The organism is Bradyrhizobium sp. Arg237L (genome assembly GCF_029990105.1).
Lineage (GTDB): Bacteria > Pseudomonadota > Alphaproteobacteria > Rhizobiales > Xanthobacteraceae > Bradyrhizobium.
Genome location: NZ_JAQMIL010000007.1, coordinates 87,967 through 113,109 on the forward strand (window position 1 = coordinate 87,967; position 25,143 = coordinate 113,109).

At 63.7% G+C, this 25,143-nt stretch carries 29 protein-coding genes and 1 tRNA gene; 20 read left to right on the forward strand and 10 right to left on the reverse strand.

Going from position 1 to position 25,143, the window contains the following annotated elements; genetic code table 11:
* Nucleotides 1-30 precede the first annotated feature (30 nt).
* The gene (locus OZ411_RS06130; protein ID WP_282527202.1) at nt 31-432 is read left to right on the forward strand and encodes a helix-turn-helix domain-containing protein; all 402 of its coding nucleotides are present in this window, start codon (nt 31-33) and stop codon (nt 430-432) included.
* 103 nt (nt 433-535) lie between these two features.
* Here OZ411_RS06130 and OZ411_RS06135 read toward each other — a convergent pair whose 3' ends face one another.
* Together OZ411_RS06135 and OZ411_RS06140 are read right to left on the reverse strand one after the other, a co-directional pair.
* Nucleotides 536-679 (reverse strand): hypothetical protein, encoded by a 144-nt coding sequence (locus OZ411_RS06135; protein ID WP_282527203.1) that lies wholly within the window; start codon nt 677-679, stop codon nt 536-538.
* Between the two features lie 137 nt (nt 680-816).
* The gene (locus tag OZ411_RS06140) at nt 817-1,350 is read right to left on the reverse strand and encodes a hypothetical protein (protein WP_282527204.1); all 534 of its coding nucleotides are present in this window, start codon (nt 1,348-1,350) and stop codon (nt 817-819) included.
* Nucleotides 1,351-1,618: 268 nt separating this feature from the next.
* Here OZ411_RS06140 and OZ411_RS06145 point away from each other — a divergent pair, with 268 nt between their 5' ends.
* A complete protein-coding gene (locus OZ411_RS06145) occupies nt 1,619-1,861 on the forward strand; it encodes a hypothetical protein (RefSeq protein WP_130583540.1) in 243 nt (80 codons plus the stop codon).
* A complete protein-coding gene (locus tag OZ411_RS06150; RefSeq protein ID WP_165421501.1) occupies nt 1,858-2,025 on the forward strand; it encodes a hypothetical protein in 168 nt (55 codons plus the stop codon). The genes OZ411_RS06145 and OZ411_RS06150 overlap by 4 nt, the downstream gene beginning before the upstream one ends.
* Before the next feature lie 16 nt (nt 2,026-2,041).
* Here OZ411_RS06150 and OZ411_RS06155 read toward each other — a convergent pair whose 3' ends face one another.
* Complete coding sequence (locus OZ411_RS06155; protein WP_130583541.1) at nt 2,042-2,572, reverse strand: gamma carbonic anhydrase family protein; 531 nt, start codon at nt 2,570-2,572, stop codon at nt 2,042-2,044.
* A 159-nt stretch (nt 2,573-2,731) separates the two neighbouring features.
* Nucleotides 2,732-3,061, reverse strand: a complete 330-nt coding sequence (locus OZ411_RS06160; protein WP_130583542.1) for a hypothetical protein — start codon at nt 3,059-3,061, stop codon at nt 2,732-2,734.
* Nucleotides 3,062-3,281: 220 nt separating this feature from the next.
* On the opposite strand from OZ411_RS06160, the gene OZ411_RS06165 reads away from it, so the two are divergent.
* Nucleotides 3,282-3,989, forward strand: a complete 708-nt coding sequence (locus OZ411_RS06165; RefSeq protein WP_165421502.1) for a hypothetical protein — start codon at nt 3,282-3,284, stop codon at nt 3,987-3,989.
* A gap of 213 nt (nt 3,990-4,202) precedes the next feature.
* Here OZ411_RS06165 and OZ411_RS06170 read toward each other — a convergent pair whose 3' ends face one another.
* The 4 genes from OZ411_RS06170 to OZ411_RS06185 form a co-directional block, all read right to left on the reverse strand.
* The gene (locus OZ411_RS06170; RefSeq protein WP_027583509.1) at nt 4,203-4,415 is read right to left on the reverse strand and encodes a DUF3126 family protein; all 213 of its coding nucleotides are present in this window, start codon (nt 4,413-4,415) and stop codon (nt 4,203-4,205) included.
* 131 nt (nt 4,416-4,546) lie between these two features.
* Complete coding sequence (cysE, locus tag OZ411_RS06175; protein WP_130583544.1) at nt 4,547-5,374, reverse strand: serine O-acetyltransferase; 828 nt, start codon at nt 5,372-5,374, stop codon at nt 4,547-4,549.
* Between the two features lie 251 nt (nt 5,375-5,625).
* Nucleotides 5,626-6,378: an alpha/beta fold hydrolase gene (locus OZ411_RS06180; RefSeq protein WP_282527205.1), complete on the reverse strand. Its 753-nt coding sequence runs from the start codon at nt 6,376-6,378 to the stop codon at nt 5,626-5,628.
* A 60-nt stretch (nt 6,379-6,438) separates the two neighbouring features.
* Nucleotides 6,439-7,587 (reverse strand): hypothetical protein, encoded by a 1,149-nt coding sequence (locus OZ411_RS06185; RefSeq protein WP_282527206.1) that lies wholly within the window; start codon nt 7,585-7,587, stop codon nt 6,439-6,441.
* 235 nt (nt 7,588-7,822) lie between these two features.
* Here OZ411_RS06185 and OZ411_RS06190 point away from each other — a divergent pair, with 235 nt between their 5' ends.
* Together OZ411_RS06190 and OZ411_RS06195 are read left to right on the forward strand one after the other, a co-directional pair.
* Complete coding sequence (locus OZ411_RS06190) at nt 7,823-8,068, forward strand: zinc-finger domain-containing protein (RefSeq protein ID WP_021077734.1); 246 nt, start codon at nt 7,823-7,825, stop codon at nt 8,066-8,068.
* A 21-nt stretch (nt 8,069-8,089) separates the two neighbouring features.
* On the forward strand, nt 8,090-9,289 hold the full coding sequence (locus OZ411_RS06195) for an FAD-dependent monooxygenase (RefSeq protein ID WP_282527207.1): 1,200 nt from the start codon (nt 8,090-8,092) through the stop codon (nt 9,287-9,289).
* A gap of 7 nt (nt 9,290-9,296) precedes the next feature.
* Here OZ411_RS06195 and OZ411_RS06200 read toward each other — a convergent pair whose 3' ends face one another.
* Complete coding sequence (locus OZ411_RS06200; protein ID WP_282527208.1) at nt 9,297-9,719, reverse strand: hypothetical protein; 423 nt, start codon at nt 9,717-9,719, stop codon at nt 9,297-9,299.
* Nucleotides 9,720-9,938: 219 nt separating this feature from the next.
* Here OZ411_RS06200 and OZ411_RS06205 point away from each other — a divergent pair.
* From OZ411_RS06205 to OZ411_RS06220, 4 genes are all read left to right on the forward strand, one after another.
* Nucleotides 9,939-10,025 (forward strand) — tRNA-Leu (locus OZ411_RS06205).
* Nucleotides 10,026-10,147: 122 nt separating this feature from the next.
* Nucleotides 10,148-10,408, forward strand: coding sequence for a DUF3551 domain-containing protein (locus OZ411_RS06210; protein ID WP_130580781.1), 261 nt, complete (start codon nt 10,148-10,150; stop codon nt 10,406-10,408).
* 678 nt (nt 10,409-11,086) lie between these two features.
* On the forward strand, nt 11,087-11,257 hold the full coding sequence (locus tag OZ411_RS06215; protein ID WP_165421271.1) for a hypothetical protein: 171 nt from the start codon (nt 11,087-11,089) through the stop codon (nt 11,255-11,257).
* An 89-nt stretch (nt 11,258-11,346) separates the two neighbouring features.
* On the forward strand, nt 11,347-11,502 hold the full coding sequence (locus OZ411_RS06220) for a hypothetical protein (protein ID WP_282527209.1): 156 nt from the start codon (nt 11,347-11,349) through the stop codon (nt 11,500-11,502).
* A 78-nt stretch (nt 11,503-11,580) separates the two neighbouring features.
* On the opposite strand, the gene OZ411_RS06225 is transcribed toward OZ411_RS06220, so the two are convergent.
* Nucleotides 11,581-13,185 (reverse strand): ABC transporter substrate-binding protein, encoded by a 1,605-nt coding sequence (locus OZ411_RS06225; protein ID WP_282527210.1) that lies wholly within the window; start codon nt 13,183-13,185, stop codon nt 11,581-11,583.
* Nucleotides 13,186-13,453: 268 nt separating this feature from the next.
* On the opposite strand from OZ411_RS06225, the gene OZ411_RS06230 reads away from it, so the two are divergent.
* The 10 genes from OZ411_RS06230 (at nt 13,454) to OZ411_RS06275 (ending at nt 25,039) form a co-directional block, all read left to right on the forward strand.
* Nucleotides 13,454-14,584 carry a M20/M25/M40 family metallo-hydrolase gene (locus OZ411_RS06230; RefSeq protein ID WP_282527211.1) on the forward strand — a complete coding sequence of 377 codons (1,131 nt, stop codon included), beginning with the start codon at nt 13,454-13,456 and terminating at the stop codon, nt 14,582-14,584.
* Between the two features lie 245 nt (nt 14,585-14,829).
* Nucleotides 14,830-15,771 (forward strand): ABC transporter permease, encoded by a 942-nt coding sequence (locus tag OZ411_RS06235; protein WP_282527212.1) that lies wholly within the window; start codon nt 14,830-14,832, stop codon nt 15,769-15,771.
* Nucleotides 15,771-16,661: an ABC transporter permease gene (locus OZ411_RS06240; protein WP_282527213.1), complete on the forward strand. Its 891-nt coding sequence runs from the start codon at nt 15,771-15,773 to the stop codon at nt 16,659-16,661. The genes OZ411_RS06235 and OZ411_RS06240 overlap by 1 nt, the downstream gene beginning before the upstream one ends.
* Nucleotides 16,662-16,803: 142 nt before the next feature.
* Nucleotides 16,804-18,444 (forward strand): ABC transporter ATP-binding protein, encoded by a 1,641-nt coding sequence (locus OZ411_RS06245; RefSeq protein ID WP_282527214.1) that lies wholly within the window; start codon nt 16,804-16,806, stop codon nt 18,442-18,444.
* Nucleotides 18,445-18,658: 214 nt separating this feature from the next.
* A complete protein-coding gene (locus OZ411_RS06250) occupies nt 18,659-20,182 on the forward strand; it encodes a M81 family metallopeptidase (protein WP_282527215.1) in 1,524 nt (507 codons plus the stop codon).
* A gap of 7 nt (nt 20,183-20,189) precedes the next feature.
* A complete protein-coding gene (locus OZ411_RS06255) occupies nt 20,190-21,362 on the forward strand; it encodes a M20 aminoacylase family protein (RefSeq protein WP_282527216.1) in 1,173 nt (390 codons plus the stop codon).
* Nucleotides 21,355-22,776, forward strand: a complete 1,422-nt coding sequence (locus tag OZ411_RS06260) for an amidase (protein WP_282527217.1) — start codon at nt 21,355-21,357, stop codon at nt 22,774-22,776. The genes OZ411_RS06255 and OZ411_RS06260 overlap by 8 nt, the downstream gene beginning before the upstream one ends.
* A 147-nt stretch (nt 22,777-22,923) precedes the next feature.
* The gene (locus OZ411_RS06265; RefSeq protein WP_130580769.1) at nt 22,924-23,814 is read left to right on the forward strand and encodes a crotonase/enoyl-CoA hydratase family protein; all 891 of its coding nucleotides are present in this window, start codon (nt 22,924-22,926) and stop codon (nt 23,812-23,814) included.
* The gene (locus tag OZ411_RS06270; RefSeq protein ID WP_349016979.1) at nt 23,811-24,485 is read left to right on the forward strand and encodes an alpha/beta fold hydrolase; all 675 of its coding nucleotides are present in this window, start codon (nt 23,811-23,813) and stop codon (nt 24,483-24,485) included. The genes OZ411_RS06265 and OZ411_RS06270 overlap by 4 nt, the downstream gene beginning before the upstream one ends.
* 38 nt (nt 24,486-24,523) lie before the next feature.
* Nucleotides 24,524-25,039 carry a hypothetical protein gene (locus tag OZ411_RS06275; RefSeq protein ID WP_282527218.1) on the forward strand — a complete coding sequence of 172 codons (516 nt, stop codon included), beginning with the start codon at nt 24,524-24,526 and terminating at the stop codon, nt 25,037-25,039.
* The last annotated feature ends 104 nt before the right edge of the window (nt 25,040-25,143 follow it).

Here is a 25,143-nt window from a genome sequence, read left to right on the forward strand (position 1 = left end):
TGGACCCTGTAGCAACTACAGGGTCAAGGCATGAGCGGCGGCAGTTTGACGATAGGCGAGCTCGCACGACTGACCGGGACCAAGGTCGAGACCGTCAGGTACTATGAGCGGATTGGGCTCCTTGAGGCGCCAATGCGGACGGTCGGCAACTACCGCGCCTACGCGCCCGAACACCTGAACCGTCTGAGTTTCATCCGCCGCTCGCGGGACCTTGGCTTCTCGCTCGATCAGGTTCGGGCGCTTCTCGACCTGTCCGACGATCGAGATCGCTCCTGCGGGGCCGTCGATGCAATCGCGAGGGAACATCTGTCGGAGGTCGACCGCAAGATCAGGGATTTGCAGGCGCTCCGGCGCGAGCTCAGCAGCATGATCGATCAATGCCAATGCGGCACCGTCGCCGACTGCCGGATCATTGAGGCGCTTTCGCCCTGAGTATTAGAGCGTTTTTGAGCGAAGTGGACACGGGTTCGCGCGAAGAAAACGCGTCAAAACAAGAATCAAGAGCTTCGGTTCTGATTCAATCAGAACCCAAGCTCTAACCGAGACGATCGCGATTGCGATGCGGCTTGGCCAATTGCCGTTCGACTTCCCAGAACATCAGCACAAAGGCGGCGCCCAGGCTGATGACGATGCCCAGGAAGACGAAGGTGAAGGCGGCGGTGGAGAGTGTGCTCAGCATTTCGAAATCGCTGCAATCGACGTACCAGCCCCTATGCAGAAACGATGCAACCTCGACGCTGAAAACACCGAGGCTCCATCCATCTTCCCGATAATTTTCGCTGCAGCGCGCCAGGTTCGCAGCAGTATCGGTTGAGATCAGTCGCAGACATCAACCGACCTGATGCGCCAGCCATATGACGTCAAGACGCGCTGCTGGGCAACGTAGCAGCCGCCGTAGCCGGAATTGTCGTAATAGCCGTAGTAGGGATCGCCATAGTCGTAATCGCCATAGGGCCAGTCGCCGTAGAGCCCGTAGCCGAGGCCAACACCGACCGCCGCGGCGGCGAACGGAAATCCACGACGAAAACGCCCGAAGCCGGGACGGTAGAAGCCGCCACGAAATGCGGCCGAACGGAAGCCGCCGGCGCCGATCGCGGCCGAGCGGAAGCCGCCTCCGCTGAACGCCGCTCCGCGGAAGCCACCGCCACTAAAACCGCCGCCGCGGAAACCACCGAAGCCGCCTCCACGAAAGCCTCCGCCGCCAAAGCTGCCCCCACGAAAACCGCCGCCGCCAAAGCCGCCTCCATGAAAACCGCCGCCACCAAACCCGCCGCGGGCGGACGCCGTATCTATCGTCAAAATTCCAAGCGAGGCTACCGCCAGCAAGGCAACCATCGTTTTACGCAACATCACTGCTCCTCCATCACGGCCTGCCAATACCGGCGCGGCCTGCGCCAGCCACCGCAAGCTCTGCCCGCAGTCTAGAGCGAGTTCCGGCCATTCGCCTTGACGATGCGCTCACTTCTACGCGACCGGGAAGTCGGGCAGAATCGGGCAAGAAGCTTCGCTCTGCCGGCCGACCGCAGAACCGGTCTTGGCGCAGGGCGAAGCAGGCCGCTCCCTTCCGGAACCAAAAGCTCCGGGAGCCATTTGGCCTTACGCGGTGCAAGGTGCGAGGATGCGCAAACTGATCGCTTTCGACGAGGATACGTTCGACAAACTCAAGCAACTCGGGCGCGACAGGATGGCGACGTTTCAGGAACTGGCCGATGAAGCGTTCGCAGACCTGCTCAAGAAGCATGGCATTCCGATCGATCTGCGCGACGCGTTACGCAAGAGCGCCGCGCAGTCGAAGACAGATACCGCCAAGTCGCCAAGTAATTCGCCAAGGCCCAAGGCAAGGAAAGGACGTCACGCATGACGACAGACCCGGATCCGTTTGAGCAGGGGCAGCAAGCGGCGCGCGAAAACATTCCAGCCGAAGCCAATCCCTATCCCGACGGGAGCGAACAACATGCGCTGTGGGCCGCGGGCCACGAGCAGGTGGCCTCCGCAACGGAGGCAGATGAATCCGAAGATACGTGACGGCCGCTCGAGCCCCTCAACCGATCTTGCGGAGGCCCTTTTTGAAGCGCGGCCCGTTGAGCTGATAGAACTTCGCCGCGCTTCCCATCTTCGCGACCTGCGCAGGATCCAGTGTCCGGATCACGCGCGCCGGCGAGCCGATGATCAGCGAGTGTGGCGGAAATTCCTTGCCCTCGGTGATGACAGAGCCCGCGCCGACGATGCTCTCGCGGCCGATGCGTGCGCCGTTCATCACGGTCGAGCCCATGCCGACCAAGGCGCCGTCTTCCAGCGTGCAGCCGTGCAGGATCACATTGTGGCCGACGGTGACGTTCTTGCCGATCACGAGCGGAAAGCCGAGGTCGGTGTGGCAGGTGGAATTGTCCTGGACATTGGAGCCTTCGCCGACCTCGATCCACTCATTGTCGCCGCGCAGCACCGCGCCGAACCACACGCTGGCCCCGCTCAACAGGCGCACCTTGCCGATCACGGTTGCAGTTTCCGCGATGAAATAGTTGCCGTCGGCCGGCAGATCGGGCCCCTGCCCGTCCAGTTCATAGATCGCCATGGATGTCTCCTCTTTCGAGGCGACATTGGCACAGCGGTCGAAGGCTTTTCAAGCGAGTGGCCAGAGCGTTTTCGAGCGAAGTGGACACCGGTTCGCGTGAAGAAAACGCGTCAAAACAAGAATCTTATGCTCAAGGGAACAGCGGTGAAAGCAGCGCGGTCAGACGAGGACGCCGGCAGCGCGCAGCGTCATCAGGAAGAAGGTACCGGACATCAGGCTCCAGAAGCCGGCGATGATGGTCGCCATCATCACGAATTCGAAGCGGCGACTTTCGATCCGGGCGCCGCGCAGCGTGTTGCGCATGATGATGAAGGGCGCGGCGAACACCAGGAACGGGACCGCCGCGAACGTCCTCGGCGCCGCGCCTTCCTGCAACAGGCCGAAGCCGGCCGGCCGCTGCGCCATCGCCTGATAGCCGCTGGCGAGCGCACCGGCGAGCGCGAAGCCGAGGCAAAGGGCGAAGAACGAGTTCAGCGCATCGGGCGACATGGCAAACTTCCGCTACTCAACAGACCGCGCGCTTCCTTTGGCAAAATTGCCGCTCCGCCGCTACATCATCCTTAAGAAAGGGTTAACATGCGCCCGACGCCGCCGCGTTTGCGCATGGCTCATCGCTTGCCGGATTCTCTGAAATCATACGGAAATTGGCCGCCACGTGGCATATTCGCGGGATGATTCGGCATTACGCGAACCAATCCATTCTCGCTCGATGACATTGCTCTCGACGGCCCAGCATCTTGCGCGCGACACGCGCAGGAATCCGCGCGCGCACATCCTGCCGATCCTGATCGCAGCCGCCCTCGCCGGCAGCGCGATCGCGCTGGTCACCTACCTGTTGTGGCCGACCTGGACCACCGTACCCTTGAGCGATCCGTCGAGGCTGCCGGTCAGCGTCGGCGGCACGCTATTCAACGTGCCGCCGGCGGCGGTGCGCATGAAGATCCAGCGCCATTCGGGCGCGCAGGAGCGCGTTGACCTCAGCTTTGCCTATCCCTCGCTCGAACCGCCGGCGCCGAAGCATGTCACCGCCGAGACGGTGGAGGACAAGGTGCAGCCGATCGACAGGATCTTCCTCTCGATCGCGGCGCATCATGATCAGCTTGCCCCCGACACCCGCGTGCGCACGATCTATCCGCGCTATCTCGATCAGGCGGCAAGCACCGACGACGGCCTGACGGTGCGCGCGTTCCGCGACGGCTCGCCCTATGGCGGTGAGGATTTGTTCACGGCGACGTCGCCCACCCTCAGCGCCCGCTGCACGCGCGACGCGCCGACGCCCGGCATGTGCCTGAGCGAACGCCGCATCGACGGCGCCGACTTCACCTATCGCTTTCCGCGAAGCTGGCTCTCACAATGGCGCGACGTTGCCGGCGCCATGGACCGCCTGACGACGCAATTGCGCGGCCCGAAGGGGTAATTCCAACGTCATTGCGAGCGAAGCGAAGCAATCCATAGTGCCACTCGCTGAGGCGTGGATTGCTTCGCTTCGCTCGCAATGACGGTCTTAACCGACGAGCCTACTCAGCCAGCTATTTCGTAGGGTGGGCAAAGCGCAGCGTGCCCACCTTGTCTTGCACCGCCGTGGATGGTGGGCACGCTTCGCTTTGCCTACCCTACAGATCAGCGCAAGCTACTCGGCCAGATCCTCTTCGAGGATCGCCATCTGGAATTGGAACGAGCGATCGTCGTCCTCATCGTCGACGAAGAGGACACCGACGAACTCCTCGCCGATATAGACCTCGGCAGAGTCGTCTTTCTTGGGCCGCGGCACGACGCGGATCTTGGGATTACCGAAGACGCGTTTGAGATATGCGTCAAGTTTCCTGACTTCCTGAACGTCCACGGGCGGTCTCCAATCGGATCGATGATTTTGGGACGGAGTTTTAGGACGGGACGGCGGCAATCGCCAGAGCCTTTTCGGCCCTGGCACAATCTAATATTTGCAATCGAAACGATCGCGAAACACCAGTGAAATCAAAGCCCGATCGCGTTGAGCATCTGGTCCATGGTGCGCGACGGCTCGGCGCAGCCGGCTTCGCCCACGATCTTCGCCGGCACGCCCGCGACCGTGACGTTGTGCGGTACCGGCTTGACGACGACCGAGCCCGCGGCGATGCGCGCGCAATGACCGACCTCGATATTGCCGAGGATCTTGGCGCCGGCGCCGATCATCACGCCATGGCGAATCTTCGGATGGCGATCCTCGTTCTCCTTGCCGGTGCCGCCGAGGGTGACGCCATGCAGGATCGAGACGTCATCATCAATGACAGCGGTCTCGCCGCAGACAAAACCGGTAGCGTGGTCGAGGAAGACGCCGCGGCCGATCTTGGCGGCCGGATTGATGTCGGTCTGGAAGACTTCCGACGAGCGGCTCTGCAGGTAAGCGGCGAAATCCTTGCGGCCCTTCAAATGGAGCCAATGCGCGAGCCGATGCGTCTGCAGCGCATGGAAGCCTTTGAAGTAGAGCAAGGGATCGATGAAGCGCGAGGTCGCGGGATCGCGGTCGTAGACGGCGACTAGATCGGCGCGGAAGGCGTTGCCGATGTCGGGCTCATCGCGCAACGCCTCGTCATAGGTCTGGCGGATCAGATCACCCGACAGCGCCGAATGGTCGAGCCGCTCGGCCAGCCGATGCACGATCGAGTCTTCCAGGCGCTCGTGATGCAGCACCGCGGAATAGATGAAGGTGGCAAGCTCCGGCTCGCGGCGAAGGATCTCCTCGGCCTCGCTCCTGATCCGATCCCAGATCGGATCGAGCGCGGCGACCTTGCCGCCTTGCGGATTGACCTGATGCACTGCCATGGCTGGCCTCGCGTGATCTTTGCAGAGCATGATCTGTTCGGAAAACCGGTCCCCACTTTTCCGGATCATGCCCCAGTTTCGGTGTGCGCTATAGCACGGTTGAACGGCGCTTGTCCCGGTGAGGTTCGGCGAGGGACAAGCCTCGCTTAACAGCTATGCGGAGACGTCACATCCAATTGGTCGGCATTTGCCGGAAATCAAGCAGGCTTAAGTCCGATTTCCGTAGAAGAACATTCTCCTGGCGTAGAAGATCATTCTCTTTGCGACAGGAAGTCGATCACGCCGGTCTTGTAGACCTTGTCGCCCACCGCCCGCATGTGATCGCGGTTCGGGATCGCAAGCACTTGCGACTGCGGGATGACGCGGCGGAGCGCTTCCGCAGAGCCCGCGATCTCGTCATTGCTGCCGACCGCGATCAGGACGGGCACGTCGATGTCGGCGGCCTCCTGCCGTGTCATCAGCCGCCTCGAGCCGCGCAGGCAGGCGGCGAGCGCACGACGGTCGGAGCGGGTCTGATCGGCAAAGGCACGGAAGGTGCGGCCGACCGGATCGGTGACATCCTCGAGCGACGGCACCTCCAGCGCGACAGCGACATTCTCCCCGGGGCCGCCGCCTTCGATCAGGCCGATGCCGATACCGCCGAGAATCGCCGAGCGCAGCCGCTGCGGCTCGTTGTGTGCCAGCACCGCCGTCATCCGCGAGCCCAGCGAATAGCCCATGATGTCCGCGCGCGGGATGCCAAGATGATCCATCAGAGCGATCACGTCACTTGCCATGACGGCGATGTCGTACTCTGCGGGATCGTAGAGTTTGGCGGACTCGCCGTGGCCGCGATTGTCCAGCGCGATCACGCGGCGGCCGTCCTTGCGCAGTTCCGAGACCCAGCCGGGATAGACCCAGTTCACGTTCTTGCTCGAGGCAAAGCCGTGCACGAGGAAAATCGGATCGCCCTCGCCTTCGTCGAGATAGGCGATCTCAACAGCGCCGTGATGAAAACTCGGCATCGCGCCTTCCGTTGTTTGAGGGATTTTCCTGGATTGGCGACCGGCGAACGATCGCAGAGATTAGCCGCAGGCGGTAGGGCCCGCCACCGCAACCTCGGATGGCGCTCCCGCCATCGCGAGTTGTTTCCGCAGGCGCCGCGCCTTGCTCCGCCGCAGCCATGCCAGCGTCAGGCGCTCGGTGGTCGCCTTGATTGAGGACAGGAAGCCGAACAGCGTCAGCAGCGCGCCGAACAACCACATCGTGAGGTTGAACGTGCCGGCAGCGAGCAGCAGCGCGCCGCGGCCGAACAATTTAAGGATCGCGCGGGTCTGGCTGCCCTTCGCTTCCGCCAGCCGCGCGGCACGCGCGACGTCCTTCGGCCCCTCCGCTATCTTGAGCGTCTCCAGCGCGCCGCGGGTGCCGGCCTTCTCGCCAATGCGCCCGACATCCTTGGCAAGGCGGACCAGCGCCCCGGCCTTTTCCACGCGGAACGCGGCCTTGATCGCGGTCATCGTCTGGCCCGGACGGAGCGCGGAAGCCGAGGCGACAGCCTCCTGCAGCATCGGCGCATCCACGACTTGGCGCGCCGAGCGGCCGGCCCAGGCCGTTAGCCCCTCGCTGATCCGGCCGACCTTGCGCGCATCCTTGACCAGCGACAGCCCGGCGCGCACCGGCGCGACACCGCCGACGGAGACATAGGTCGCAGCCGTCACCGCAAGACCGGCGGCGGCGAGGCCAAGAATGAGGTGATCGGTCTCCTCGCCCATCGCCAAGTGCTTGCCTTCGCGCACGACATCCCTGACATCTCCGAACACGAAGAGATCACCCGCGACCGTGCCGGACAGACTGGCAAGATCGTCCGCGGTGCCGGTGACGAGGCCGGAGGCAAAGCGCTTGGCGACATGCGAGGTCGAGCTCGCTTCCGCAACGGCATCGTTCACGCGCGTGGTCAGGCCATCGCTGATTGCGACATTCTTCTCACGCGCGAGTTCGAGAAAGCTGTTGGCGAGATCGGCGTCATCAGCGGCCAGCGCCTGTTCGATATTCCGCTCGATCAGGAGCTGGTCGTTCCGTAAAGCAGAACTGATCTGCAGGTCGGCCAATTGCGCCGGCTCGTCCTGTGCGGCGAACATGGCATACGCGTCGCTGGCATACGGCCACAGCGCGGCGCCGGCGGCGATGCTCACCAGCATCCCAGCCATCCCTATACTGACCCGCGCTCGCTTCATTCGATAAAACCCAGGGTTTTGCTCAACTTCGAAATAGTGTGCCGTTTTTAAGACACAACAGCCCCGACGAAAGAAGGGCTTTTCTCCGACGACAAGATTGTGTCGAATTTGCATGAGCAAATGGATGGTCGGGGCTCTAGGAATCAACTCCACCCGCCAGTATGGTGCCGGGCATTTCGCAGTGCCGCATCGCGTTGATTGCGTCCGTCCGTTATTGCCATCCCAAGGTGAAGATATGTCCGACCACGTCGTCCCGCACTTCCATAACGATGCCGGAGTCTCGGTGATCGAGATCGGCTCGCAGGAATTCATGTGCGTGGGCGCGAACCCGCCGTTCGACCATCCGCATGTGTTCCTCGATCTCGGCAATGACAACGAGATCATCTGCCCCTACTGCTCGACGCTCTATCGTTTCGCGCCCGACCTCGCCGCCGGCGAAGCGCGTCCGCCCGAATGCGTGCTGAAGGATAAAGTCGCCTGACTATTCGTGGCTGATTGATCCGTGGCGATCACGCGCACCGTCGTCGTTGCGGGTGCCGGGATCGGAGGACTGACGGCTTCGCTGGCGCTCGCGGCGAAAGGCTTTCGTGTCGTCATCCTGGAAAAGGCGCCGCGGCTGGAGGAAGTCGGCGCGGGGCTGCAGCTTTCGCCCAATGCGAGCAGCATCCTGGTCGGTCTCGGCCTCGAACCGCGGCTGGCTCCGCGCGCGGTGACGCCGGACGCGATCAGCGTCGTCAGCGCGCGCGCCGGCGGCGAGATCGCCCGCCTGCCGCTCGGCGAGGCCGCGAGCACGCGCGCCGGCTCACCCTATTGGGTGATACATCGCGCCGATTTGCAGGGAGCGCTGCAGGCAGAGGTTGAGGACCATCCCGACATCGAACTCCGCCTGGGCTGGCAGTTCGAGGATGTCGCCGACCATGCCTGGGGACTGACGGTGGCCGCGCGCTGCGGCGACGCGCGGCAGCATGAGCTGGCGGCGGCGCTGATCGGCGCCGACGGCATCTGGTCGTCCGTGCGCAGCCGCCTGTTCCCGGAACTGCATCCACGGTTTTCCGGCCTGATCGCCTGGCGCGGCACGCTCGATGCGAAGGCGCTGCCGCGCGAATACACCTCGCCGCGAGTGCAACTCTGGATGGGACCGAACGCGCATCTGGTCGCCTATCCGATCGCCGCGGCACGACGGATCAATGTGGTCGCGATCGTGCCGGGAACCTGGAACCGGCCGGGCTGGAGCGAGGCCGGCAATGCCAACGAGATCAAGAACGCGTTCTCCGCGGATTGGCCCGCCACCGCGCAGATGCTGATCGGCGCGGTCGAGGAATGGCGGCGCTGGGCGCTGTTCACGATGCCGGACGTCAGTGAATGGAGCGCGGGCGCGGTCGCCCTGCTCGGCGACGCCGTGCATGGCATGCTGCCCTTTGCTGCGCAAGGCGCCGGCATGGCGATTGAGGATGCCGCCGTGCTTGCCAATTGCCTCTCTGGCTGCACCGGCGAGGATATCTCCGGCATTCCCGCTGCGCTGAAGCGCTACACCAGGCTGCGCCGCGGGCGCGTCGATCGGGTGCGGCGCACCGCGCAGCGGCAGGGGCGCATCTATCACCTCACCGGACCGATGGCGCTCACGCGCGATCTCGTCATCCGGGCGATGGGCCCGCAGCGAATGCTGGCGCGGCAGGACTGGATCTATGATTGGCGGGCGTGAAGGCGGCTCACCGCGCTGACGAACGCGCTCCTCTGGCGGGCGCAGGCGGCGCCGGTGGCACGATCGGCGCCGGCGCCGCCACGATCGTCTCATGGCATTTGTTGCGCCGCCAGTTTTCCTCGGCGAGCTTCTGCTGGGCACGCACCGCGACGTAATCGTTGCGGTAGGCCACCTCCGACACAACGGCGCCGCCGACGCCGGTCTCCGCCTTCGACATCAGCCCCTGCAACTCCGCCGCGCGCGCCGCCAGCGTCGTGCGCTCGGTCTCGAGTTGCTTGCAGTCGTAAAGATCGTATTTGGCGGGATCGACGAAGGCCGGGCTGAGCGTCTCGCCCATCTGGGCGCAACCGCAAAGCAGGCCGACAAGCGCAAGCAGCGCGGCGGTCACGGCCGCGCGCGGCGGCAGGTGGCGGAAGGTGCGGATGGACATGGCGCCTTGGTAAACGGTTAAGTGTTGAGATTGGCTAAAGCAGCGGGAAATGTCGGGATTGAGGCTGGCGCGGGACGGCGGAGACCGCGCGGCGCGATCCGCAAGACTTCGCGCGCTGTCGCGTTCCGCGTTAAACTGTTGAAATAACATGTATTCGGCGACAATTATCCTGTTTCCACTTCGCCACCAAACGCGCTAGATATCCCTCTCCCGACGAACGCGGACGTGGCGGAATTGGTAGACGCAAGGGACTTAAAATCCCTCGATGGCAACGTCGTGTGGGTTCGAGTCCCACCGCCCGCACCAATCGAATCAGGCGCCTTTTGAATCCTTTGGCTACCCACGACGATACGACCAGCGCCGGCAAGTCAGCCAGCACAAGGCGGTCTGGACCCAGACCATAACCGATCAGGAATGAGGATATCATGATGCGCATTCTGGCTTTGGCTATCCTGACGGTCGTGATGCTCAGCAGGGCAACGCCTACCCAAGCTCAGACCTACGATCCGAACTATCCGGTCTGCCTGCAGGTCTACCAGGGCATGGTGGATTACTACTTCGAATGTCGCTACACCTCGATACCCCAGTGCCAGGCATCGGCCTCAGGCCGGGCGGCTCAGTGTGTGGTCAATCCTTACTATGCCAAGCCCGTTCCGCGCAAAAAGCGTCGCGCGAGCAAGTCGCGCTAGGCCGTGCACTTATAAACTTGGTGGCGTGACGCATCGACACAAGAAGTGTAGATCTGAGCTGCAGAAGGACGCCGCCGAGAAGTATCGGGAGGAGGTGTATGCCAAATGGAAAGCCAGGAGATCACCCGTACACGGACATTGTCACACATGGCCGAGACGTCTACTCGTCCCGTGCCGCGGGCCTAGTCCGCGAAATCGCCAAGCTCTCTGACGATAAGGCACGACGCAAGCTCGCTGACCTTCTCTTCTCTGAGTACAACGAGTTCAGTCGCCCTGACGTCAACAAGCTTGAGACTGTGCTCACCGAGATGCGTAACAAGGCTCTCCAAGACGCACGCGAACGCGGTCTGTAGAGAATGATTAGTCACTCGCCTAGCCCAAGGTTCTTGAGCGAGAGACCATGATGAATCGGATCGCGTCACTGCGCGCCACTCTCACAAGATAGTCCGAAACGACTCGACGCAAAGCGCAAGCTCAGCACGCTTTGATTGCTTGCGGGAGCACGAGAACGTTCGAGTTGCTACACGGCGACAACACGCTCGCGCACGCTCCCTCATCACGTTCCCGTCAGATGTGGCTGGGTTCACATCGACGCTTGCCATCGAAAACTAGTCTTTGCGCGCCGACCGCAATCTTGCGGCTGTCAAATCTCAACGCGTATGGACTGGAGATGTGACGATGGCAAGTTCGGAGCAGGATCGGCTCGCGAAGACAGCCTGGATCGGCCGCGTAGCGATCATCATTGGTGCTCTGTTCTTATCCAGGCTGTTTCTCGTCGCGTTGTACGCCGCCTCGATGTCGCCAGGTACGGCACTCGGCGATTTCGCGACGATGACTGTGTTCCCGTAAATTTGGAGATTAGAGACCATCGCCGCGCGCAGCGGCCCGGAACATTCTCTCGCCGAAAATGTTGTGATGCAGCATTGGAGTGCAACGACATGGCGAAAGACTATCCAGGGAAACAGCAGGCGGCGGAACAGCATCCGGAACCGCGCGAGCGGAAGCAGGAGACGCGCACGCCGGCTTCGCTGCCGGAACCCGCTCTGCCGCTCTTGAATGAAGGGCTGGAGCGCGTGCGCGAGAGTCACTGTTGAGTGACACGGGCTACGCTTGCCCAAATAAAATGGCCGGGGTTGAGCCCGGCCATTCTGCTTTCCGTTCGATGAAGCGCCCTACTCGCTCTTGTCGATGTTCCAGAAGATCGGCGTCGCCGGGCCGTCGAGCACGCCGGTGAGCGATTTGCGCCAGCCAGCCGGGACAAGATACTGGCCGAGCGGAACGTACATCACCTGGTCATAGGCCTCCTTCTGGATCTCGGCGGCGATCGTCTTCTGCTCGTCCAGCGAGGCGGAACGGGCAAACTTGTCGCGCAGCTCTTCGATCTTGGCATCCTCGGCCCAGCCGAACCAACCGCCGTTCTTGCCGCGGCCGGTAATGGAAGCGTTGACGATAGGATTGGCAACGTCGGCCGCGACCCAGTTGGTGAAGAACATGTTCCAGCCGCCCTCCTTCGGCGGCTTCTGGCTGGCGCGGCGGGTCACCACCGTCTGCCAATCGGTGGCCTGCAGATCGACCTTGAAGCCGGCATCGCGCAGCAATTGCGCAGCGACGATCGGTTGAGCCTTCAGCGTGGTCACGTCGCCGGGCGCCATAACCACGACGGGCGTACCGTCATAGCCGGACTCGGCGAGCGCCTTCTTGGCTTCGGCCATGCCGTTGCCCTTCACCAGGGTCTCAGCACCGACTTCGGTCTCAAGTGGGGTTCCGCAACCAAAGAAGGCGCCGCAGACCTTCTGGTACTTTGCATTGCCGACCAACGCATCAAGCACGTCTTTCTGGTTCATCGCCAGGAACGCGGCGCGACGGACTTTCACATTATCGAATGGCGGATAAAGGAAGTTCATGCGTCCCAGCGTCTGAAAGCCAAACTTGTTCAAGACCTCGATCTTGAGATCCTTGTTGGGCTCCAGCACGGGAAGCATGTCGAAGGGCAGGTTCTCCATAAAGTCGATGTCGCCGGACTGCAGCGCGTTCACCGCGGTCTGCGCGTCAGGCATGGTGATCCATTCGACGCGATCGACCTTCACCACCTTGCCGCCGGAGGTCCAGCTCGGCGCCTCCTTGCGCGGCACATAGTCCTTGAACTTCTCATAGACCGCCTTCACGCCCGGCTGGAATTCGGCCTGCACGAACTTGAATGGGCCGGAACCGATCTGCTCGGGGATCGCCTTGTCCGGCGGTGTCTCGGCGAGACGCTTCGGCATCATGAACGGCACGCGTGACGACGGCTTGCCGATCGCATCCAGCACCAGGCCGTAGGGCTCCTTCAGTTTCAGCGTGATCGTCTTGGCGTCGGTCGCGGTGAGGCTGGCGGTGAAGTCCATCAGCTTCTGGCCCATGCCGTCGACCTTGCCCCAGCGCTGCAGCGAGGCGACGCAATCTTCCGCCGTCACCGGCGTGCCGTCATGCCACTTCAATCCGTCGCGCAGCGTGAAAGTGTAAGTGAGCTTGTCGTCGGAGACCTTCCAGTCCGCCATCTGCGGCTGGATCTTGAAATTGGAGTCGGTCGCGAGCAGCGTGTCATAGACCATGTAGCCGTGATCGCGGGTGATGTAGGCCGTGGTCATGATCGGATCGATCACGCGCAAATCCGAATGCATCACCGCGGTGATGGTCTTGCCGGCCGCGAGCGCCTGCGCGCTCAGCGCCACCGAGAGCGCAACGATAGATAACGCTGACGTCAGCGCTCTGCGCTTCCAACTGGACGTTTGGAACATTCATGTCTCTCCTGACGTGAAACTGATCAATGCCGGCTTATTCGTTGTGCAATCGGTCCGTTATTTGTGCGGACTAACATGCTGCAAGACCTGCAGATTCAAGACTTGCACCAAGCGTGTATTGCGTCAATCCGGTTTTGGTCGAGATCGGATGTACACAAACGAATGATGCAGCTCGCCGCGTTTGACGCTACAACTTCGAAAGGCCGATTTCGATAATCGCGATCTGACCGCATTACGCACCTGCAGCAACGAAGAGAGAGACCTCATGAATCCGGCCAATCTTCCCTTTGATTCCGAAGTGATGCTGCAGGGCCTGCGTAGCTGGGTGGAGTGCGAGAGTCCGACCTGGGACGCGGCGGCCGTCGAGCGCATGCTCGACCTTGCGGCGCGCGAGATGGCGATCATGGGTGCGACGATCGAGCGCATCGCCGGCCGCCAAGGCTTTGCAGGCTGCGTGCGCGCGCGCTTTCCCCATCCGAAGTTCGGCGAACCCGGCATCCTGATCGCGGGTCATCTCGACACGGTGCACCCGGTCGGCACCATCGAGAAGCTGAAGTGGCGGCGCGAAGGCAATAAATGCTTCGGGCCCGGCATCTTCGACATGAAGGGCGGCAATTATCTAACTTTGGAAGCAATCCGGCAGTTGACCCGCGCGTCGTTCACGACGCCCTTGCCGATCACCGTGCTGTTCACGCCGGACGAGGAAGTCGGCACGCCCTCGACGCGCGACATCATCGAGGCCGAAGCCGCGCGCAATAAATATGTGTTGGTGCCGGAGCCCGGCACCGCCGACAATGGCGTCGTCACCGGCCGCTATGCGATCGCGCGCTTCAACCTGGAGGCAACGGGACGGCCGAGCCACGCCGGCGCGACGCTTTCCTCCGGCCGTTCAGCGATCCGCGAGATGGCGCGGCAGATCCTCGCCATCGACGGCATGACCACGGAAGACTGCACCTTCTCGGTCGGCATCGTCCATGGCGGCCGATGGGTCAATTGTGTCGCCACCACCTGCACCGGCGAGGCACTCAGCATGGCCAAGCGCCAGGCCGATCTCGACCGCGGCGTCGAGCGGATGTTGGCGCTGTCGGGCACATCGAATGATGTCACCTTCACGGTGACGCGCGGCGTCACCCGCCCGGTCTGGGAGCCGGATGCCGGCACCATGGCGCTCTATGAAAAGGCGCGCGCGCTTGCGGAAGGGATGGGCTTGAGGCTACCCCACGGTAGCAAGGGCGGCGGTTCCGACGGCAATTTCACCGGCGCGATGGGCGTGCCGACGCTCGACGGCCTCGGCGTGCGCGGTGCCGATGCACACACGCTCAATGAACATATCGAGGTCGACAGCCTTGCCGAGCGCGGCCGGCTGATGGCAGGGTTATTGGCGACCTTGCAGTGACCTGTAGCCCGGGTGAAGCGAAAGTGTAACCCGGGGAAAGCGAGGACCCGGATTGCGCTGCGCTCCATCCGGGCTACGCTACCTCCAAGCTGTGACGGGTCATTCCTGGGGCATCCCGGAATGACGGGGGTTTGAAGACGCATCGGCGCCCGATGGCACGGGAATTGCTGAAATGCTACGCTGGTGACGGAACTCAGGTTAACGGCCGACGTCACTTCCAATGACCCTAATCTGACGGATCGACATTGCTGGGATATCTGCTTCGCCGAATCCTTGCCGCTATTCCCGTGATGGGCGTGGTGGCGCTGTTCGTGTTCCTCTTGCTGCGGCTGACGCCGGGCGATCCTGCGGCGATCCTCGCCGGCGACAACGCAACGCCCGAGCAGCTCGAGCGCATCCGCACCTCGCTCGGATTGAACGAGCCGATCTATGTCCAGTTCGTGACCTGGATCGGAAAACTCCTGCACGGCGATCTCGGCGTATCCCTGATCTCGAACGTGCCGGTGCTGAAGATGATCAGCCAGCGCATCGAGCCCTCGATCTCGATCGCGCTCTCCACCATCGTGCTTTCGATCGTGGTGGCGGTGCCGCTCGGCGTGATCGCGGCCTGGCGGCACGGCACCTGGATCGATCGCTTCGTGATGGGACTGTCCGTGCTCGGCTTCTCCGTGCCGGTGTTCGTGATCGGCTACGTGCTGATCCAGATCTTCGCGATCGACCTGCGCTGGGTGCCGGTGCAGGGCTTCAAGAGCATTACCGCAGGTTTCGGTCCGTTCTTCCAGCGCATCATCCTGCCGACCTGTGCTTTGTCCTTCATCTATGTCGCGCTGATCGCACGCATGACGCGCGCCTCAATGCTTGATGTGATGGGTGAGGATTACATCCGCACCGCACGCGCCAAGGGCATCGGCGAGATGGGCGTGCTGCTGCGGCATGGGCTGCGCAACGCGGCAGTGCCTGTCATCACCGTGATCGGCAGCGGCTTTGCGCTCCTAATCTCCGGCGTCGTCGTCACCGAGAGTGTGTTCAATCTGCCCGGCATCGGCCGCCTCACCGTCGATGCGGTGCTGGCGCGCGACTATCCGGTGATCCAGGCCATGATCCTGTTGACGTCAGGCATCTATGTCGCCGTCAACCTGCTGATCGACCTCGCCTATACCCTGCTTGATCCAAGGATCCGCTACTGATGGCGATCGATACCCTCCCCGAGCCGTCGCTCCCGATCACGACGCCGCTGCGGCCACGCTTCGGATTTTTGACCTCGACGCCGATCATGACGGTGGCGACGATCTGCCTGTCGCTGATCATCCTGATCGCGATCTTCGCGCCGTGGCTTGCGCCGCATGACCCGGTGCAGCTCGCGCCGGCGCTGCGGCTGAAGCCGCCCAGCGCCGAATTCCCGCTCGGAACCGACGCCTTTGGCCGCGATCTGTTGTCACGGATCATCTATGGCGGCCGGATCTCGCTTCTGATCGGCCTCGGCGCCGCCGTGTTCTCGATCAGCATCGGGCTCGTGATCGGTCTCGTCGCCGGCTTCTTCAAATGGGTCGACGCGGTGATGATGCGGATCATGGACGGCCTGATGGCGATCCCGAGCATCCTGCTCGCCATCGCCGTGGTCTCGCTGTCGGGCGCAAGCATCTGGACCGTGCTGGTGGCGATCACCATTCCCGAGGTGCCGCGGGTGGCGCGATTGGTGCGCTCGGTGGTGCTCACCGCGCGCGAGGAGCCCTATGTGGAAGCCGCGATCTCGCTCGGCTCCAGCCTGCCGAAGATCATGTGGCGCCATCTGATGCCGAATACGATCGCGCCCCTGATCGTGCAGGGCACCTATGTCTGCGCCTCCGCCGTGCTCACCGAAGCGATCCTGTCGTTCCTCGGCGCCGGTATCTCGCCGGAGACGCCGACCTGGGGCAACATCATGGCCGAGGGACGCGCGTACTTTCAGATCAAGCCATCCCTGATCTTCTGGCCCGGCCTGCTGCTGTCGATCGCGATCCTCTCCGTGAACCTGATCGGCGACGCCGCGCGCGATGCGCTCGATCCGCGCATGAAGCAGCGGGGGAGCGGGAAGTGACGGCTTCAAAGCATTTGAAGCCGTCATTCCGGGGCGCGCGAAGTGCGAGCCCGGAATCCATCAGGCCACGAGCGCAAGCGGAGAAATGGATTCCGGGCTCACCCGCTTCGCGGGCGCCCCGGAATGACGAGAGAGTGAGTGCATGACCAACACCGTCCTCGACATCGACAATCTCGTCGTCGCCCTCGGTAAGAAGCCGGGCGCGAGCCGCATCATCGATGGCATCTCGCTGCAGGTCCGCGAGCGCGAGACGCTGTGCCTGGTTGGCGAAAGCGGCTCCGGCAAATCGGTGACGTCGCTCACGGTGATGGGCCTGTTGCAGAAGGGCTCGCTGATCCCGACCGACGGCAGCGTCAAGCTGGTGGGCGAGGAATTGCTCAGCGCGAGCGACCGGCGCTTGCGGCAATTGCGCGCCACAAGGATGGCGATGATCTTCCAGGAGCCGATGACGGCGCTCAATCCGGTGGTGCCGGTCGGCCGCCAGATCGACGAAGTGCTGCGCGTGCACACCGATCTCGACGCCCGCACGCGGCGGCAGAAGATCCTGGCGATGATGGAGCAGGTGCGGCTGCCGGATGTGGAGCGCATCTTCGCTTCCTATCCGCACCGGCTCTCCGGCGGACAGCGCCAGCGCATCATGATCGCGATGGCGCTGGTGCTGGAGCCAAAGCTTCTGATCGCGGACGAGCCGACCACTGCGCTCGACGTCACCACGCAGAAGCAGATCCTCACGCTGATCCGCGACCTGCAGCGCGACCATGGCACCGCGGTGCTGTTCATCACCCACGACATGGGCGTGGTCGCGGAGATCGCCGACCGCGTCGCGGTAATGCGTCACGGCCGGCTGGTCGAGAGCGGGCCGCTGGACGGCATCCTGCGCAATCCGTCGATGGAATATACCCGCAACCTGCTGGCCTCGGTGCCGAGCCTGGTGCCGCGGTCACCGCGCGAGGAGACCAGGGAGCCGGTGGTGCTGGAGGCCAACGAGCTCTGCAAGGTCTATCGCGAGCGCTCCTTCCTTGGCAAAGTCCGCGAGGTCGCGGCCGCCAAGGATGTCACGCTGACGCTGCGCAAGGGCCGCACGCTCGGCATCGTCGGCGAGAGCGGCTCAGGCAAATCGACAGTGGCGCGCTGCATCGTGCGCCTGATCGACCCGACCTCTGGCGGCGTGCGGCTGGTCGGCCGCGAAATCTCCGAACTGTCGCGTCGGCTGTTGCAGCCGCACCGCAAGAAAATCCAGATCATCTTCCAGGACCCCTATCGCTCGCTCAACCCGCGCGTCACCGTCGGCGAGTCGATCGCGGAAGGCCCGATCAATTACGGCATGTCGCACAAGCAGGCGCTGAGCAAAGCGCGCGAACTGCTCGAGCTGGTGCACCTGCCGGCGGACGCGATCTCGCGCTATCCGCACCAGTTCTCCGGCGGCCAGCGCCAGCGCATTGCGATTGCGCGCGCGCTCGCGCTCGACCCTGAGGTGCTGGTGGCGGATGAGGCGGTGTCCGCGCTCGACGTCTCCGTGCAGGCGCAGGTGCTGGATCTCCTGGATGAAATCCAGAAGCGGCTCGGCATTGCGCTGCTGTTCATTACCCACGATTTGCGCGTTGCGGCGCAAATCTGCGACGATGTCGTTGTGATGCAGCATGGCCGCGTCGTCGAACAGGGGCCGGCGGCGGAAGTGCTTACTCACCCGAAAGAGGCCTATACCAAGGCGCTACTTGATGCCGCACCCGGCCGCGGCTGGGATTTTGCCAATTTTCGGCCCGTGGCCGAGGCCGCGGAGTAGTCCCGCCCGTCATTGCGAGCGAAGCGAAGCAATCCATGCCACCACTTGCGGGGACATGGATTGCTTCGTCGCTGCGCTCCTCGCAATGACGGCCTGGGCGCATGAGCCAATTCCCAACGCCCATGCGGCATGCAAATCCGGAATGCTTCGCCGCTTGCGCTGGCCGCAGCGACACGCTTAACGTCGCCCTTCACGAACCCAGAGACCTTGATCAATGACCCGCATCGCCGTCGGCGGCTTCCTGCACGAGACCAATACCTTTGCGCCGACCAAGGCGACCTATGATGATTTCGTGCATGGCGGCGGCTGGCCATCGATGGCGCATGGCGCCGACGTGCTGAAGGTGATGCGCAAGATCAATGTCGGGCTTGCCGGCTTCGTCGAGGCGGCCGAAGCCAATGGCTGGGAATTGATTCCGACGATCTCGTGCGGCGCAAGCCCGTCGGCGCATGTGACCGAAGATGCGTTCGAGCGCATCGTCAAGGAGATGGTCGACGGCATCGCCAATGCAGGTCCGCTCGACGCCGTCTATCTCGACCTGCACGGCGCGATGGTGACCGAGCACCTGGACGACGGTGAAGGCGAGATCCTGGCGCGCGTGCGCAAGGTGATCGGCAACGACCTGCCGCTGATCGCGAGCCTCGATCTGCACGCCAACGTCACGCCTGAAATGGTCGAGCATGCCGATGCGCTGATCGCCTACCGCACCTACCCTCACGTCGACATGGCCGACACCGGCCGCGCGTCCGCAAGACATCTCGCACTGCTGCTCAAGACGAAGCAGCGTTTCGCCAAGGCATTCCGGCAATTGCCGTTCCTGATCCCGATCAGTTGGCAATGCACCAACGACCAGCCGACCAGGGGCATTTACGAGGAGCTCGCCGCGATGGAGAGCGATGCGGTGCCGACCCTGTCCTTTGCGCCGGGTTTTCCTGCGGCCGATTTCGAACATTGCGGGCCGAGCGTGTTCGCTTATGGCACGACACAGGCCGACGCCGATGCCGCCGCCGACAAGCTTGTCGCATTGATCGCCGGTCATGAGGACGATTTCGACGGCCGCATCTATTCGCCCGACGACGGCGTGCGCCATGCGATGGCGTTGGCGAAGGCCGCGACCAGGCCGATCATCATCGCCGACACCCAGGACAATCCCGGCGCCGGCGGCGACTCCGACACCACGGGCATGCTGCGGGCGCTGGTGCGCAACAATGCCACCCGCGCCGCAACCGGCGTGATCTACGATCCCCAGTCGGCAAAGGCCGCGCATGCCGCGGGCGTCGGCGCCACGGTAACGCTCGCGCTCGGCGGCAAGTCGGGCATTCCGGACGACGCGCCCTACAAGGAAACCTTTGTCGTCGAGCAGCTCTCGGATGGAAAGTTCGTGGCGCCCGGCCCCTATTACGGCGGCCGCGACATGGATATGGGACCATCGGCGTGCCTGCGCATCGGCGATGTCAGGGTGGTCGTCAGCTCGCACAAGGCGCAGCTCGCGGACCAGTCGATGTACCGCTATGTCGGCATCGAGCCGACCGAACAGGCGATCCTCGTCAACAAGAGCTCAGTGCATTTCCGCGCCGATTTCGAGCCGATCGCCGAGAAGCTCTTGATCTGCGCTGCCCCCGGCGCGATGCCGGCCGACACCGCGTCGCTGCCGTGGACCAAATTGCGGGCAGGGATCCGCATCAAGCCGAACGGCCCCGCCTTCGCGCCTGTCAACACATCACGTTCAACCGGATAAGGACCAAATGCCCACCATCGAACGCATCGAAGGCTTTGCCGACGAACTCACGGCGATCCGTCGGGATTTCCATGCCCATCCCGAGATCGGCTTCGAGGAGGTCCGCACCTCCGGCATCGTCGCCGAGAAGCTCGCGAGCTGGGGCATCGAGGTGCATCGGGGCCTCGGCGGCACCGGTGTGGTCGGCGTGCTCAAGGGCAAGGGCAACGGCGACAAGCGCATCGGCCTGCGTGCCGACATGGACGCGCTGCCGATGGAGGAAAACACCAACCTGAAATGGCGCTCGACCATTCCCGGCCGCTTCCATGGCTGCGGCCATGACGGCCACACCACCATGCTGCTCGGCAGTGCGCGCTATCTCGCCGAAACCCGCAACTTCGACGGCACCGTGCATTTCATCTTCCAGCCGGCCGAGGAAGGCCTTGGCGGCGCCCGCGCCATGATCAAGGACGGGCTGTTCGAAAAGTTCCCCTGCGACGAGATCTATGGCCTGCACAACGCGCCCGATCTGGACCACGGCGAGATCGCGGTCCTGCCGGGGCCGGCAATGGCCGGCGCGGATTTCTTCGACATCACCATCCAGGGCTACGGCGCGCATGGCGCGATGCCGGAGCGCTCCAAGGATGCCGTCGTGATCGCGATGACACTCGGCCAGGCGCTGCAGACCATCGTCAGCCGCAACGTCGATCCACTGCAGGCGGCGGTACTGTCGATCACGCAAATCCACTCGGGCTCGGCCTACAACGTCATTCCCGGCGACGCGAAGCTGTGCGGCACCGTGCGCGCCTTCTCCGACGAGGTGCGCGCACTGATCCGCGAACGCATGCGCGCGATCTGCGCCGGCATTGCCGCGACATTCGAGGCCGAGATCACCGTCGACATCCGCGACGGTTTCAGCGTGCTCGTCAACCAGGAAGAACAGTCGCGGGTGGTCGAGCAGGTCGCGCGCACCGTGGTCGATCCGTCGAAGGTCATCACCCGCTCGCAGCCGAAGATGGGCAGCGAGGACTTTGCCGACATGATGATGGCGGTGCCCGGCGCCTATTTCTGGGTCGGCCATGACGGCTCGGTGCCGGTGCACAATCCCGGCTATGTCCTCGACGACAAGATTCTGCCTGTTGGCGCCAGCATGTTCGCACGCATCATCGAGACTCGTTTGCCGGTAGGTGCCCATGCATAAACCAGCCCCCGAAGAAGCCGTCACCTCGCTGCACGATCTTTCCGCGACCGACCTGATCGCCGGCTACCGCGCCAAGCAGTTCTCACCGCTTGAGGTGCTGGACGAGGTGATCGCGCATGTCGCGCAGTGGGAACCGCACATCAAGGCGCTCTACCTGTACGACCCGGAGGGCGCGCGCGCAGTGGCCAAGGCCTCGACCGACCGCTGGCAGGCCGGCGAGCCGATGGGCACGCTCGACGGCGTGCCCGTTACGATCAAGGACAATGTCGCCACCAAAGGCCAGCCGGTGCCGCTGGGCGCGGCCAGCGTCAAGCACGTGCCGGCCGAGAAAGACGCTCCGCCCGCCGCGCGCTTGCGCGAGGCGGGCGCGGTGATCTTCGCCAAGACCACGATGCCGGATTACGGCATGCTGTCCTCGGGACTCTCCTCGTTCCATCCCCTCACCCGCAATCCATGGGACCTCAGCAAGAATCCCGGCGGCTCGAGCGCGGGCGCAGGTGCGGCCGCTGCGGCCGGCTACGGCCCACTGCATCTCGGCACCGACATCGGCGGCTCGGTGCGGCTGCCGGCGTGCTGGTGCGGCCTGGTTGCGCTGAAGCCGAGCCTTGGGCGCATCCCGATCGATCCGCCCTATGTCGGCCGTGTCGCTGGGCCCATGACCCGCATCGTCGATGACGCCGTGCTGATGATGAGCGTGCTGTCGCGACCGGACCGCCGCGACGGCATGAGCCTGCCGGCGCATGAGATCAACTGGAAGACGCTGGAGAAGTCGCCGCGCAAGATGCGCCTCGGCCTGATGCTCGATCTCGACGTCGGCCAGGCGCTCGAGAAGGAAGTGCGCGACGTCGTGGTGAAGGCGGCGAAAACCTTCGAATCCGCCGGCGCCGTCGTCACCGAGGTCGACGGCTTCTTCACGCGGCAAATGCTCGAGGGTCTCGACAATTTCTGGCGCGCGCGGATGTGGGACGATCTGTCGAAACTATCAGCGGAAGAGCGCGCAAAGGTGCTGCCCTATATCTACAAATGGGGCGAGGCCGGCGCGAAACTGTCGGGCGTGGACGTGATCCGCGGCTTCAACCAGACCATGGCGATCCGCGCTGCCGCAGCCAAACTGTTCTGCGATTTCGACTACATCATCTCGCCGGTCTCGCCGGTGGTGAACTTCGCGGCCGAGCTTGCCGCACCGCTCAACGATCCCGACAGACCGTTCGAGCACATTTGCTATACCGTGCCGTGGAATATGTCGGAGAACCCGGCGCTGTCGATCAACGGCGGCTACGACAAGAATGGCTTTCCGATCGGCGTGCAGATCATCGGCCGCCGCTTCGACGACATCGGCGTGCTCGGCATGGGCAAGGCCTTCGAGGCCCTGCGCGGCCCGCAACGGCCCTGGCCGCAGCCGCCGGCGAAATAATCCGCACACTCCATCATGGCCGGGCTTGTCCCGGCCATCCACGTCTATACGCTTGCGATGAAGCAAGAACGTGGATGCCCGGGTCAAGCCCGGGCATGACGATGGCTTTTGCCGCGACCCAACAATATAGAGAGGAAGGAAACAACCATGGCGTATGAGACGATCAAATACGAGGTCGCCGAGCAAATCCTCACGATCACGCTGAACCGCCCGGACAAGCTCAACGCCTTCAATGCGACGATGCAGCAGGAACTGATCGACGCCTTCGATGCCGCCGACAAGGACGACGGCATCCGCGCCATCATCGTCACCGGCGAGGGCCGCGCCTTCTGCGCCGGCGCCGACCTTTCCTCGGGCGCCAACACCTTCGATCGCGACGCGCGGCGCGGGCCGGTGAAGCGGCTGGCGAGCGGCGCGGTCGACTATAGCGATCCCAATGTGCGCGACGGCGGCGGCCAGGTGACGCTGCGCATCTTCAAGAACCTCAAGCCGGTGATCGCCGCGGTGAACGGGCCTGCGGTCGGGATCGGCGTCACGATGCAGCTCGCGATGGATATCCGCATCGCGAGCGAGGCCGCGCGCTTCGGCTTCGTGTTCTCCCAGCGCGGCATCGTGCCCGAGGCGGCCTCGAGCTGGTTCCTGCCGCGCATCGTCGGCATCTCACAAGCGCTGGAGTGGTGCTACACCGGCCGCGTCTTTCCGGCGCAGGAGGCGCTTGCGGGCCGTCTCGTCAGCAAGGTGGTGCCGCCGGAAGAGCTGTTGCCGACCGCCCGCGCGCTGGCAAAGGAGATCGCCGCCAAGACCGCACCGGTCTCGGTGGCACTGATCCGCCAGATGATGTGGCGCATGCTTGGCGCCGACGATCCGATGGAAGCGCACAAGGTCGACAGCCGCGGCATCTACGCCCGCGGCCGTTCGGACGACGTCAAGGAAGGCGTGGTCTCGTTCCTGGAGAAACGCCCCGCGCAGTTCAAGAACAAGGTCTCGTCCGACATGCCCGACTATTTCCCCTGGTGGCAAGAGCGCGAATATAAGTGAGCACGCCTGCGACGATGCCGGCACAGGACGGCGTCGTCCTCCTGCACGGCATCAGCCGGACAGCCCGTTCGTTCCGCAAGATGGAAAGCGCGATCGCGCGTTCCGGATATGCGACGCTCAATCTCGATTACGCCAGCCGCCGCAAGGCGCTCGAGGCATTGGCCGCAGACATTCATCCCGATATCAAAACTTTCGCTAGCCGTCTCAGTGGCCAGATGCACGTCGTCTGCCACTCCATGGGCGGGCTGCTGACGCGCGTCTATCTCGCCAAACATCGGCCGCCAAATCTCGGTCGCGTGGTGATGCTGGGCACACCCAATGGCGGCAGCGAGATTGCGGACCGCTTGAAGAACGTTGTGCTCTACCGCGCATTCTTCGGCCCCGCCGGACAGCAGCTCGGCACGCTGCGCGATGCCGCGACCATGGCGCTGTTGCCGCCGATCGAGTATCCGGTCGGCATCATTGCCGGGAAGCGCTCGATCTACCCGGTCGCCTCGGCCTTCCTGCCGCGTCCGCATGACGGACGTGTGTCGGTCGCGAACACGAAGCTCGACGGCATGACCGATCATATTGTCGTACGCACGTCGCATCCGTGGCTGGTGCGCAGTGACGAGGCGATCGCGCAGACGATCACGTTCCTGCGGGAAGGAAAGTTCACAGCGAATTCCTAAAGTGGGCAGCGATAACGTGCCACCTCGCTTTTTGATCCATGCCGATCGCGCATGGAGGCGAGCAGCACTTCCACTGCACTGCAAATCCGCAACGCGATATCGTCTGTGCGAACCCCGTCACTGAATCGGTGCCGATGCGACTTTGCCTGCGGATGCTTATCCTGGCACCCCTCGTCCTGGCCGGCTGTGCCGAACGGGAAGCCGAATGGGCGCGACGCGGCAGGGAAAGCCTGATCGGACTTAGTCAATCAAATATCCGGATGTGCGCGGGGCTGCCGACTGGAACCGCCAAGGACGGCACCGGCCAAATCTGGATGTATGAGCACGCCGCCAGCGCGCCCGGCGGAATCGCGCCGCCGGCCCTCACGATCCCGCCCGGGCTGAACATCGGCGGACAACCTCTGACCGGATATTGCCGCGTGCAACTCCGCTTCGTCGGCGGCAAGGTCGCGGAGGTGCAATATGCGGGGAATACCGACATCGGCGAGGCGCGAGACGCCGTCTGCGGCCAGATCGTGCGGGCGTGTCTCGGCTACGCGCAGGCGGGCAAGTGAGGCCAGTACCCGTCATCACCCGCGAAGGCGGGTGATCCAGTATTCCAGAGGCGGTTGAGATTCACCGAGAGATCGCGGCGTACTGGATGCCCCGCCTTCGCGGG